We start from the raw sequence: 12,227 nt of genomic DNA on the forward strand, positions 1-12,227 counted from the left end.
CGTTATTAGATAAAAAACAACAGAAGAGAAAGTCTTTTTTAGATTTTTTTCTTCTGTTTTTTTTATAAAGTAATTATTTACATCCTGATTAATAAGGTATTGTGCTTGAGTGCTTTTTTATTAATAATTTGTTTTTAAGGATTACGGGAAACCGTATTGAATAACTAGAGTTATTATACTATATTTGCCGAAAATGATTAATTTAGGTAGCTGAGACCAGATATTGGGGCTTGGAACGGCGGAGCCGTGAGTTTTAATGACCTAAATAAATTAAAAAAATGGAATTAAAAAAAAATGTTAAAATTGCGGTTATTGGTCTAGGCTATGTAGGTCTGCCTTTAGCTCGATTATTTGCAACGAAATATTCAGTAGTTGGTTTTGATATAAACGAATCAAGAGTCAATTCTTTAAAGTCAGGAACAGACACAACTTTAGAAGTTGAAGATGATGTTTTGCAGCAAGTCTTGGTGAAAAATCCAGATGAAGAAAAAGGTTTATACTGTACAACTTTGGCAAAAGATATTGAAAATTGTAATTTTTATATAGTTACTGTACCCACACCAGTTGATAGAAACAATAGACCAGATTTGACGCCTTTGTATAAGTCAAGTGAGACGGTTGGAAAGGTTTTGAAAAAAGGAGATATTGTTGTGTATGAGTCAACGGTATATCCAGGTGTGACAGAAGAACAGTGTGTGCCTGTATTAGAAAGAGTTTCGGGACTAAAGTTTAATGAGGACTTTTTTGCAGGATATTCTCCAGAAAGAATAAACCCAGGAGACAAAGAACATACGGTTGAAAAAATATTAAAGGTTACCTCTGGCTCTACTCCAGAAATTGGATTAAAAGTAGATGAATTGTACAAGTCAGTTATTACAGCAGGAACGCATTTAGCACCAACAATTAAAGTTGCTGAAGCTGCTAAAGTAATTGAGAATTCACAACGTGATATCAATATTGCTTTTGTAAATGAATTAGCAAAAATATTCAATTTAATGAATATTGATACTCAAGAAGTATTGACAGCGGCAGCTACAAAATGGAATTTTCTACCGTTTAAACCAGGACTTGTTGGTGGACATTGTATTGGTGTCGATCCTTATTATTTAGCACAAAGGGCGCAAGAATTCGGTTATCATCCTGAAATAATTTTAGCGGGAAGACGTTTAAATGACAGCATGGGAGAATATGTGGCTTCACAAATTGTGAAGTTAATGATCAAAAAAGGAATTTCTGTTAACGGGGCAAATCTCTTAATGCTTGGAATTACTTTTAAAGAAAATTGCCCTGATGTTAGAAATACTAAGATTGTTGATGTTATAAAAGCTTTAAAAGATTACGGAATAGCAGTTACAATTTTCGATCCCCTAGCAAATAGTGAGGAAGTTAAGAAAGAATATGAGCTTGAAACTGTTAATGTTTTGCCTAAAGAAAAGTTTGATGCTTTGGTTTTAGGTGTGGCTCATTCAGAGTTTCTCAATATTGATTTTTTAAGTTTACAAAAAGAAAAAAGTTTAATTTATGATGTAAAAGGAGTTTTAGGATCTTTAGCAGATAATAGGCTTTAATATAAAATTTCTTTATTTTTAAAATATGAGTTCAGATCAATCTATTACACATGTAATTCTTACTGGGGGGGTAGGAAGTCGTTTATGGCCTTTATCCAGAAAAAGCAGACCTAAACAATATCTTGAAATATTTGAAGGAAAGTCTTTATTTGAAATGACTGTTGAAAGAAATAGTCATTTAGCTAATAATGTGATGGTTGTTGGAAATATAGATAATCATCAATTGAGTGGTAAAGTAATGGATAAAACCAATACTTCATATATTAATATTATTGAAGCAACTCCTAGAAATACAGCAGCAGCTATTGCTTTTGCCGCATTTGCATCAAATCCAGAAGACATTTTAATTATTACGCCATCAGATCATATTATTGATGAGATGGAAAATTATAATCAAGCTATTTCGGAAGCTGTTTCTAAGGCAAAAGATGGCTTTATTGTAACTTTTGGTGTTATACCTACCAAACCTGAAACAGGATATGGATATATAGAAGCAAAAGGAGATAATGTAATTTCATTTCGTGAAAAACCTAACGAAACTACAGCCAAAGAATTTATTGCAAAAGGCAATTTCTTATGGAATAGTGGAATGTTTTGTTTTAAAGCAAGTATTTTACTAGAAGAATTAAAGAAATTCCAACCAGATGTTTATGAAAAAGCAAAAATTGTCTGGGAAGCAAGTGAAGATGGCTTTTTAGATTTAGATTTATCGATGGAAATTCCTTCTATCAGCATAGATTACGCTGTGATGGAAAGAAGTAAAAAAATTAAAGTGGTACCTGCTTCTTTTTCATGGTCCGATTTGGGGTCATTTGAATCAGTTTATGAATATTTGTATTCTAAAGGACATTCGGTTGATGCAAATGGTAATATGGTTATAGGTTGTGAAAAACATACGACATTCTTAGGTTTAGAAAATACCATTTTTGTTTACACCGAAACAGCTAATCTAATTTTACAAAAAGAAAATTCACAAGATGTGAAAGATATATATAACGAATTAGAAAGACAAAATTCAGATCTGTTAAATTAATTGAAATTTAAAAATGAAAAAAATACTTATAACTGGTGGTGCAGGTTTTATTGGTTCTCACGTAGTAAGACGTTTCGTTAATAAATATCCAGAATATCAAATTTTTAATTTGGATGCTTTGACTTATGCAGGGAATCTTGAGAATATAAAAGATATTGAGAACAAGTCGAATTATACTTTCGTGAAAGGTGATATTGTTGATGAAAAATTTATAAATGAACTTTTTGTTCTTCATAACTTTGATGGTGTTTTGCACTTAGCAGCAGAATCGCATGTCGATCGTTCTATTGAGGATCCATTGGCTTTTGTGAAAACAAATGTTATTGGAACAATGAATTTATTGAATGCAGCTAAAAATCAATGGAAAGGAAATTTTGAAGGGAAAAGATTTTACCATATTAGTACCGATGAAGTCTATGGCTCATTGGGAGCAGATGGTTTGTTTACGGAGACTACTTCCTATGATCCAAATTCCCCTTATTCAGCATCTAAAGCAAGTTCAGATCATTTTGTAAGAGCTTATGGTGAGACTTATGGATTACCTTATGTTTTAACCAATTGCTCAAATAATTATGGTTCGTATCATTTTCCTGAAAAATTAATTCCGCTTTTCATAAATAATATTATAAATAATAAACCATTGCCTGTCTATGGAGATGGAAATTATACAAGAGACTGGCTTTTTGTGGAAGACCATGCTATTGCTATAGATTTAGTTTTTCATGAAGGAAAAAATCATGAAACTTATAATATTGGTGGATTTAATGAATGGAAAAACATTGATTTAGTAAAATTACTATGCCAGATTATGGATCAAAAATTAGGAAGAGAAGAAAATAGTTCTCAAAATTTGATTACATATGTAAAAGATCGTCCAGGTCATGATTTACGTTATGCAATTGATGCTTCAAAAATTAATAAGCAATTAGGTTGGAAACCTTCTGTTACTTTCGAAGAAGGATTGGAGAAAACTATAGACTGGTATTTAAATAATCAAGAATGGTTAAAAAATGTCACTTCTGGAGCTTACAAAGATTATTACAAAAAACAATATTCATAAATACATGAAAAAAGTAACATACGTTCTTTTGCTGATTTTTGCACTTACAATATCTGTAAAAGTAAATGCGCAGGATATAATGAAGTCTAAAGATTTGAGTACTGTTAATGTTGATTATTTATCAGATGATGACCTAGCTAAAATCAGTGCACAGCTAAAAAGTAACAATGCAACAATTGACCAGGTTGAGCCAATGGCTTTATCTAAAGGGATGAGCCAGGCAAATTTCAACAAATTAAAGGTTAAGTTGAATGAATACGCGAAGAAAAATGCGAATCCAGCTGAAAATATAGAAAGGGTTGAAAAAAAATCTGATTCAGGCCGAAAACAGGATGCAATCAAAAATGTTAAAGTAAAAGATTCTGCTAATGCTATTATTTTTGGATCAGAGCTATTTGATAATCCAACTTTAAACTTTGAACCAGATTTAAAAATGGCTACTCCGATGAATTATGTTTTAGGTCCTGGAGATGAACTTCAGGTTACAATATATGGAGTGCAGGAATATAACGGAACCCTTCCAATTAGTGTAGAAGGAAAAATATCTATTGAATATGTAGGACAGATTACTGTTTCTGGAATGACAATAGAAGCCGCAACGCAGAAAATAAAAGCTGCAATAGCAAGAGTTTACAGTACGGTTAGATCTGGGCAGTCGCAGGTAAGTGTGAGTTTAGGTAAAATTAGGACAATAAAAATTACCGTTGTTGGAGGAAAACAACCTGGGAATTACTCGATATCTTCTTTAGCTACAGTCTATAATGCATTGCATTTAGCTGGTGGACCTGGGAAAAATGGTAGTTATAGGAATATTGAATTGATTAGAAATAACAAAGTTTATAAAAACATAGACATTTATAGATTTCTAGTAAAAGGAGATCAATCAGACAACGTAAGCTTAAAAGAAAATGATGTTATTAGGATTCCAGCTTACACGCAGAGAGTAACTATTGATGGAGAAGTAAAACGTCCGGGGATTTTCGAAATGAAAAAAGGAGAAACGTTTACAGATTTATTAGGTTTTGCATCAGGATTCAATGAATTTGCCTATACAGCGTCTGTAAATGTGGTCCAAAAAACAGGAAAAGAATTTAAGGTTCACGATATAAACGAAAGTGAGTTTAAAACCTATCAACCTCAATCTGGAGATGTTTTTAGAATAACTAGAATATTAAATCGTTTCGAAAATCGTATTAAAATTGAAGGAGCTGTTTTTAGACCAGATTATTATTCTTTTACTGAAGGAATGAGAATTTCTGATCTTATTACCAGAGCAGAAGGATTGAAAGAAGATGCATATAGCAAAAGAGCAAGAATTATTAGGTTAAAAACAGATTTGACAACAGAAATAGTCAATGTGGATTTGGGAGCAGCTTTATCAGGAGATTTAAGTGCAGATATAGAACTAAAAAGAGAGGATATTGTTACAGTTTATTCAATTTTAGATTTTAGAGAAGAATATAAAGTAACAATTGATGGAGAAGTAAAAAATCCAGGGGAATATGAATACTTTGAAAATCTAACTTTAAATGATTTAGTGGTTCAAGTTGGAGGGCTAACTGGTTCGGCATCTAAAAGAGTTGAAATTGCTAGAATGGTTAAATCAGATGCTATAGATGATGCTGATCCTAAACGTGTTGAATTGGTTGAGCTTGAGATTACAGCTGATAATAATGAACAAATTAAAAATTTTGTTTTAAAACCATTTGATGTTATTAATATAAGAAGAATGGCAGTCTACGAGAAGCCTCAAATGGTAACTGTCAGTGGAGCTGTAGGGTATCCAGGTAAATATGTTTTAGCAAACAAAAAAGAGACTGTCTATAATGTTGTGATGAGAGCTGGCGGATTAACCTCTATTGCTAATCTTGATGGAATGAAGATTAAAAGACCCATTAATGAGGAACAAATTGAGACTTTAGAAAGAATTGATTTAAACATTTCTAAAAACGATAGTGTCAAAGGCAAGTTAGCAAAAAAATTAAAGGAAGATTTGAAATTTGCAACTATTCCAGTAAACTGGGAAAAAATTGTAAAAGATAAAAATCACTTTTCTAATGTTACGTTATTTCCAGGAGATGAAATTGAAGTTGCAGTTTATAACGAGGGTGTTAAAGTTACTGGAAATGTTTTGCTAACTTCAGAGATTCCTTATAGAAATGGTAAAGGTTTTAAGTATTATATTAATGCAGTTGGCGGTGTTGATAGTAAAGGATGGAAGAGGAAGGCATATATAATTTATCCTAATGGTAAAGCAGATGTTACTACTTCTTTTTTATTTTTCAGATCTTATCCTAAAGTGCAGCCAGATTCACAAATAGTAGTTCCTGAAAAACCTGAAAGAAAAAAGATGAGTGCTGGTGAATGGGTTGGCATTGGAAGTGTAATTTCTAGTTTAGCATTATTGATTGTAACTGCTTTTAAATAATATATTTAAATGGATAATAAACTTATTGAAAAACCTGTTGATAGCGATGAAGTTTCGTTAAAAGAACTAATAAAGAAGATAATTGAATGGAAAAACTATCTCGTTTCTCAATGGAAGATAATAGTTATAGTTGGAGTAGTTGGAGCGATTTTAGGATTAACTTATTCATTAATAAAAAAACCGATCTATACTGCAACATTAACTTTTGCATTAGAAGATGAGAAAACCGGAACTGGGCTGGGAGGAGCCTTAGGTCTTGCAAGTTCATTCGGAATTGATCTTGGAGGTGGAGGGGGAAGTATATTTTCCGGTTCTAATTTGACCGAGCTTTTTAAATCTCGCTCGATGGTAGAAAAAACCTTACTGAGTCCCGTTAATTATCACGGAAAAATTGTTTCTCTAGCGGAAATGTATATTCAAAATAATAAATGGAGAAAAAATTGGGATAATAATCCAAGATTTAAAAATATAGTCTTCCTGCCTAACAGTGATAGAAAATATTTCACACGAGTACATGATAGTATACTGGGAAACATTTATCAGAACCTATCTAAGAGTTCGCTATCTGTAGCACAAAAGGATAAAAAAATTGCTATCATATCAATGGATGTATCTTCAAATGACGAACTATTTTCTCTTTATTTTTGTCAAGCTCTTGCTGATCAGGTTAGTAAATTTTACATCAATACTAAGAGCAAAAAAGCACGAATGAATATGCAAATTCTTGAACGCCAAGTTGATTCTGTTCGTTCAGAGTTAAATGGAGCAATTACAGGAGTTGCCGTTGCTAATGACAATACATTTAATCTTAATCCAGCTTTAAATGTTCGTAGGGCTCCATCAGCTAGAAGACAGGTAGATGTACAGGCAAATACAGCAATCTTAACTGAATTGGTTAAACAAAGCGAATTGGCAAAAGTCACATTAAGAAAAGAAACTCCTTTAATCCAGGTCATTGATAGTCCAATTTTGCCATTACCAAAAGAAAGATTTGGAAAGCTAAAAGGAATTTTAATAGGAGGTTTTCTTATGGTTTTTTTAACGGTCTTACTATTAAGCGTGAGGAAATTGTTGAAAGAACTTTAAAGTTGATTCTTTGCTAAAATAAGAGTATTAATTAATTATAATAAATGATGAAAGTTGGAATTACTTTTAGTGCTTTTGATTTGTTACATGCAGGGCATATAAAAATGTTAGAAGAAGCTAAAAGACAATGTGATTATTTAATAGTTGGACTGCAGACTGACCCTACTTTAGATCGTCCTGAAAAAAATCGACCAGCACAGACTATAGTAGAACGTTACATACAATTAAAAGGATGTAAATTTGTTGATGAAATTGTTCCTTATGCTACAGAGCAAGATTTAGAAGATATATTACGTTCATTTAAAATTGATGTAAGAATTGTTGGTGATGAATATAAAGAACAAAATTTTACAGGTAGAGCGTATTGTGAAGCTAAAGGTATTGAGTTATATTTTAACACTAGAGATCACAGATTTTCTAGTTCAGGATTAAGGCAAGAAGTACATCAAAAAGAAATGGAAAAAATTAAATAGAATATTATAAGTTTCATAACTGTATTGTGAACTTGAAATTCGCAATTAAAATAAAATTAAGCTTTTAGCGAGATTTTTAAGTATAAACTTTAGGATATTCCAGAAAAAAAATAAATATGAATACTGATATTAAAATTTATATTGCAGGCCACAAAGGGATGGTAGGAAGTGCTATTTGGCGATCTTTAGAGGCAAAAGGATATCAAAATCTTATCGGCAGATCTAGTGCTGAATTAGATTTAAGAAACTATCAGGATGTTGTGACTTTTTTAAATAGTGAAAAACCTGACGTTGTAATCGATGCCGCCGCAAGAGTAGGAGGAATATTAGCAAATAATAACTATCCATATCAATTTATTATGGAGAATTTGCAGATTCAAAATAATCTTATGGACTCGGCTCTTAAATCTGGAATCGAAAAATTTATTTTTTTAGGAAGCTCCTGTATTTATCCTAAGTTAGCTTTGCAACCTTTGAAAGAAGAATATTTACTGACAGATACTCTTGAACCGACAAATGAATGGTATGCAATAGCTAAAATTGCAGGTATAAAAGTTTGTGAAGCTATCAGAAAACAGTTTTCAAAAGATTATGTTAGTCTAATGCCGACAAATTTGTATGGAACGCATGATAATTTTGATTTGAATACTTCACATGTTTTACCGGCAATGATTCGAAAATTTCATGAGGCAAAATTAAATAATCATCAATCTGTGACATTATGGGGTACCGGAACGCCAATGCGTGAATTTTTATTTGTGGATGATATGGCAGAGGCTGTTGTCTTTGCCTTAGAAAATAGATTGCCTGACAGTTTATATAATGTGGGAACGGGTGTAGATTTAACAATAAAGGACTTGGCAGAAATTATCCAAAAAATTGTAGGCTACAAAGGAGATATTATTTGGGATACAACAAAACCTGACGGAACTCCTCGTAAATTAATGGATGTTTCTAAAATGCATGCATTGGGATGGCAGCATCAAGTCAAGTTTGAAGAGGGTATTAAAAAAACTTATGATTGGTTTTTAGAAAATATTGACAATATTAAAAAAGTAACGATTTAAAAGAAACTCATTGATTACATAATATGAAAATAGCTTTAATTACAGGTATAACAGGTCAAGATGGATCATACTTAGCTGAACTTTTGTTAGAAAAGGGATACATGGTACATGGTGTGAAACGTAGAGCATCATCATTTAATACCCAACGAATTGATCATTTATACCAAGATCAACACGAGTCAAATGTGAACTTTAAGTTGCATTATGGTGATTTGACAGATTCTACTAATATTATTAGAATTATACAAGAAGTACAGCCCGATGAAATCTATAATCTGGGAGCAATGTCTCATGTTAAAGTTTCTTTTGACTCACCTGAATATGTTGCCAATGTTGATGGCATTGGAACATTAAGAATTTTAGAGGCAGTTCGTATTTTGGGATTAGAGAAAAAAACAAGAATTTATCAGGCCTCAACATCTGAACTATATGGAGGTCTCCCAGAGAACAAAAATGAAAAAGGATTTTATGATGAAAATTCTCCGTTTTATCCACGTTCTCCTTATGGCGCAGCAAAGATTTATGGTTTTTGGATTACTAAAAATTATCGTGAAGCATATAATATGTTTGCTTGCAATGGTATATTATTTAATCATGAATCTCCAAGAAGAGGAGAAACTTTCGTTACACGTAAAATCACTATGGCAACTGCAGCAATTGCAAGAGGAAAGCAAGATTGTCTATACTTAGGGAATTTAAATGCTCTTAGAGATTGGGGACATGCAAAAGATTACGTAGAAGCAATGTGGAGAATTCTTCAACAGGAAAAACCTGAAGATTTTGTTATTGCTACGGGAGTAACAACTTCTGTTCGTGATTTTGTAAGTATGGCATTTAAAGAAGTTGGTATTGAATTAACATTTGAAGGCAAAAATGAAAATGAAATAGGAAAAGTAGTTTCTTGTGAGAATCCTCTGTATCAATTAGAGATTGGAAAAAAAGTTGTATCGGTAGATCCGGAATATTATCGTCCCACGGAGGTTGATCTTTTAATTGGTGATCCAACAAAATCTAAAACAAAACTAGGATGGAAGCCTCAATATGATTTACAGGCTCTTGTGAAAGAGATGATCGAAAGTGATTTAAAATTATTATAATATGGATAGACCTATAATCATTAATCTTCCAAAAATTTTAGATAAAAGGGGAAATTTATCTTTTTTTGAATATCCCAATCAATTACCTTTTGAGATACTAAGAACTTATTGGATATATGATGTACCTGGTGGGCAAGTTCGTGGCAGTCATGCTTTCAAACAACAACAGGAATTTATTATAGCACTTTCTGGAAGTTTTGATGTCGTTTTAAATGACGGACAGAAAGAGGAAAGGTTCTCTCTTAACCGATCTTATAAAGGCTTGTATATTCCAAACATGTATTGGAGAAGTATCGAAAATTTTTCTACCAATTCATTAGCATTGATTGTTTCTGATAAATTATATAATGAAGGGGATTATGTAAGAGATTTTGAAGAATTTAAAATTATGAAGAATGGGTAATCTATCGGTTTTTGAATGTTCAGTAATTGATTTAGGTAAAATTAATTTTGAAGAGGGGAATTTAACAGTAGTTGAAAACTCTAATTTTCCATTTGATGTAAAAAGAGTTTTTTACTTATATGATATTGCAGGGGGGGAAAGCAGAGGAGCTCATGCTCATAAAGAATGCCATCAATTTTTATTGGCAGCAAGTGGAAGTTTTGAAGTAAGCCTGGATGATGGTAAATATAAAAGACAGGTTTTTTTAAACAGACCTAATATAGGATTGCATATCCCTCCAGGAATTTGGGCTTCTGAGATTAATTTTTCTTCAGGAGCAATCTGTTTGGTTTTAGCTTCACACGTTTACAATGAAGAAGACTATTTTAGGAATTATGAGGATTTTTTAAATTACAGGAAAGATGACTAAAATTCATCCACTCGCAGATGTTCAATCACAAAATATTGGTAAAAACACGATGATTTGGCAATATTGCGTAATACTAAAAAACGCTATTATTGGAGACGATTGTAATATCAATTGTCAGGTATTTATTGAAAATGATGTAAAAATTGGAAATTTTGTAACCATTAAGCCAGGAGTTCAAATTTGGGATGGGGTGACTTTAGAAGATCATGTTTTTATTGGTCCTAATGTTACTTTTACAAATGACCTAATACCTCGTTCAAAACAATATCCTGAAGTTTTTGAGAGAACTATAGTACAAAAAGGGGCTTCAGTAGGAGCTAATTCAACCATAATTGCGGGTAATATAATAGGAGCTTATTCACTAATTGGTGCCGGAAGCGTGGTTACTAAAGAAGTACCTCCATTTACTGTATGGTTTGGAAACCCAGCTAAACAAAAGGGAACTATAGACGAAAAAGGAATAATTACCTATTTATAAAATAAGATAATAATAATGATTAAATTTCTTGATTTACAAAAGATAAATCTAACTCATCAGAATGAGATAGAAGAAAGATTGCTTAACACTTTTCGTTCAGGCTGGTATTTGTTAGGAAATGAAGTGAAAGCATTTGAATCAAACCTTGCAAAATATATAGGTGTAGATCATGCTATTGGAGTAGCTAATGGACTAGATGCTTTGAGATTAATCTTAAGAGCATATATAGAATTGGGAATAATGAAAAAAGGAGATGAAATTATAGTTCCTGCAAATACCTATATAGCATCAGTTTTAGCAATTTCAGATAATGGCTTAGTACCAATCTTTGTTGAGCCAGATATTAATACTTATAATATTGATATTTCGAAAATTGAAGAAAAACTAAATGAAAAGACAAGGGGAATTCTAATTGTTCACTTATATGGCAGAGTAATTTTTTCTGAGCAATTGATAGATCTGGCACAGAAAAACAACCTTAAAATTATTGAAGATAATGCACAATCAATAGGTGCAAAATGGAAAGACAAAGAAGCTGGGAATTTAGGTGATGCTGCAGGTTTCAGCTTTTATCCAGGCAAGAATTTAGGAGCTTTAGGAGATGCGGGAGCGATAACGACAAATGATGAAACTTTAGCGAAAACAATTCGTGCATTGGCAAATTATGGATCTAACCAGAAATACATCAATATTTACCAAGGTTTAAATTCACGATTAGATGAGATACATGCGGCAGTTTTAGATGTGAAACTAAAATATATAGATCAAGAAAATGATATAAGAAAGGAGATAGCAAAAAAATATATTACGTCTATAAAAAATTCTAACATTCATCTTCCTGAAATGCCTAAAAATGAAGAAGAACATGTATGGCATCTATTTGTTATAAGAACAAATGATAGAGAAAAAATCCAGAATTATCTTGCTGATAATGGCATTCAGACTTTAATACACTATCCTATTCCTCCACATAAGCAAGCAGCTTATAGCGAATATAATCATTTGAGTTTCCCTATAACTGAACAGATTCACGAAGAGGTTCTTAGCTTGCCTATAAGTCCTGTAATGAAAGATGAAGAAGTTGAGCATATTATAAAGGTACTTAATAACTTTCAGTAAATTATT

Annotated in this window: 12 protein-coding genes; all 12 read left to right on the forward strand. The window is 31.9% G+C overall.

Translation table 11 applies throughout. The features are described from left to right. Window positions 1-278 precede the first annotated feature (278 nt). The 12 genes from GSY47_RS20055 to GSY47_RS20110 all read left to right on the forward strand — a co-directional run bounded on the left by GSY47_RS20055 (window position 279) and on the right by GSY47_RS20110 (window position 12,221). Window positions 279-1,568 carry a nucleotide sugar dehydrogenase gene (locus GSY47_RS20055; protein ID WP_179002227.1) on the forward strand — a complete coding sequence of 430 codons (1,290 nt, stop codon included), beginning with the start codon at window positions 279-281 and terminating at the stop codon, window positions 1,566-1,568. Between the two features lie 25 nt (window positions 1,569-1,593). Then, entirely contained in the window at window positions 1,594-2,601 is a 1,008-nt protein-coding gene (locus tag GSY47_RS20060; protein WP_179002229.1) for a mannose-1-phosphate guanylyltransferase, read from the forward strand. A 13-nt stretch (window positions 2,602-2,614) separates the two neighbouring features. Further along, the gene (gene rfbB / locus GSY47_RS20065; protein ID WP_179002231.1) at window positions 2,615-3,661 is read left to right on the forward strand and encodes a dTDP-glucose 4,6-dehydratase; all 1,047 of its coding nucleotides are present in this window, start codon (window positions 2,615-2,617) and stop codon (window positions 3,659-3,661) included. 4 nt (window positions 3,662-3,665) lie between these two features. Next, the gene (locus tag GSY47_RS20070; RefSeq protein WP_179002233.1) at window positions 3,666-6,089 is read left to right on the forward strand and encodes an SLBB domain-containing protein; all 2,424 of its coding nucleotides are present in this window, start codon (window positions 3,666-3,668) and stop codon (window positions 6,087-6,089) included. A 9-nt stretch (window positions 6,090-6,098) separates the two neighbouring features. Then, a complete protein-coding gene (locus tag GSY47_RS20075; protein ID WP_179002235.1) occupies window positions 6,099-7,175 on the forward strand; it encodes a Wzz/FepE/Etk N-terminal domain-containing protein in 1,077 nt (358 codons plus the stop codon). Between the two features lie 47 nt (window positions 7,176-7,222). Beyond that, window positions 7,223-7,648: an adenylyltransferase/cytidyltransferase family protein gene (locus GSY47_RS20080; RefSeq protein ID WP_179002267.1), complete on the forward strand. Its 426-nt coding sequence runs from the start codon at window positions 7,223-7,225 to the stop codon at window positions 7,646-7,648. Between the two features lie 116 nt (window positions 7,649-7,764). After that, the gene (locus GSY47_RS20085; RefSeq protein ID WP_179002237.1) at window positions 7,765-8,715 is read left to right on the forward strand and encodes a GDP-L-fucose synthase family protein; all 951 of its coding nucleotides are present in this window, start codon (window positions 7,765-7,767) and stop codon (window positions 8,713-8,715) included. Between the two features lie 23 nt (window positions 8,716-8,738). Next, window positions 8,739-9,812, forward strand: coding sequence for a GDP-mannose 4,6-dehydratase (gmd, locus tag GSY47_RS20090; protein ID WP_179002239.1), 1,074 nt, complete (start codon window positions 8,739-8,741; stop codon window positions 9,810-9,812). Window position 9,813: 1 nt separating this feature from the next. Further along, entirely contained in the window at window positions 9,814-10,215 is a 402-nt protein-coding gene (locus tag GSY47_RS20095) for a sugar 3,4-ketoisomerase (protein WP_179002240.1), read from the forward strand. Next, complete coding sequence (locus GSY47_RS20100) at window positions 10,208-10,624, forward strand: sugar 3,4-ketoisomerase (RefSeq protein ID WP_179002241.1); 417 nt, start codon at window positions 10,208-10,210, stop codon at window positions 10,622-10,624. Before GSY47_RS20095 ends, GSY47_RS20100 begins: the two co-directional genes overlap by 8 nt. Further along, window positions 10,617-11,102, forward strand: a complete 486-nt coding sequence (locus GSY47_RS20105; RefSeq protein ID WP_179002242.1) for an acyltransferase — start codon at window positions 10,617-10,619, stop codon at window positions 11,100-11,102. Before GSY47_RS20100 ends, GSY47_RS20105 begins: the two co-directional genes overlap by 8 nt. A gap of 15 nt (window positions 11,103-11,117) precedes the next feature. After that, entirely contained in the window at window positions 11,118-12,221 is a 1,104-nt protein-coding gene (locus tag GSY47_RS20110) for a DegT/DnrJ/EryC1/StrS family aminotransferase (protein ID WP_179002243.1), read from the forward strand. Window positions 12,222-12,227 lie beyond the last annotated feature (6 nt).

It is taken from the genome of Flavobacterium quisquiliarum (genome assembly GCF_019308285.1).
Classification (GTDB): domain Bacteria; phylum Bacteroidota; class Bacteroidia; order Flavobacteriales; family Flavobacteriaceae; genus Flavobacterium; species Flavobacterium quisquiliarum.

Coding starts and splice junctions, on each gene's coding strand:
- rfbB (WP_179002231.1), top strand. CDS start 2,615: ATGAAAAAAATACTTATAACTGGTGGTGCAGGTTTTATTGGTTCTCAC.
- GSY47_RS20100 (WP_179002241.1), top strand. CDS start 10,208: ATGGGTAATCTATCGGTTTTTGAATGTTCAGTAATTGATTTAGGTAAA.
- GSY47_RS20075 (WP_179002235.1), top strand. CDS start 6,099: ATGGATAATAAACTTATTGAAAAACCTGTTGATAGCGATGAAGTTTCG.
- GSY47_RS20080 (WP_179002267.1), top strand. CDS start 7,223: ATGAAAGTTGGAATTACTTTTAGTGCTTTTGATTTGTTACATGCAGGG.
- GSY47_RS20095 (WP_179002240.1), top strand. CDS start 9,814: ATGGATAGACCTATAATCATTAATCTTCCAAAAATTTTAGATAAAAGG.
- GSY47_RS20055 (WP_179002227.1), top strand. CDS start 279: ATGGAATTAAAAAAAAATGTTAAAATTGCGGTTATTGGTCTAGGCTAT.
- GSY47_RS20105 (WP_179002242.1), top strand. CDS start 10,617: ATGACTAAAATTCATCCACTCGCAGATGTTCAATCACAAAATATTGGT.
- GSY47_RS20070 (WP_179002233.1), top strand. CDS start 3,666: ATGAAAAAAGTAACATACGTTCTTTTGCTGATTTTTGCACTTACAATA.
- GSY47_RS20060 (WP_179002229.1), top strand. CDS start 1,594: ATGAGTTCAGATCAATCTATTACACATGTAATTCTTACTGGGGGGGTA.
- GSY47_RS20110 (WP_179002243.1), top strand. CDS start 11,118: ATGATTAAATTTCTTGATTTACAAAAGATAAATCTAACTCATCAGAAT.
- GSY47_RS20085 (WP_179002237.1), top strand. CDS start 7,765: ATGAATACTGATATTAAAATTTATATTGCAGGCCACAAAGGGATGGTA.
- gmd (WP_179002239.1), top strand. CDS start 8,739: ATGAAAATAGCTTTAATTACAGGTATAACAGGTCAAGATGGATCATAC.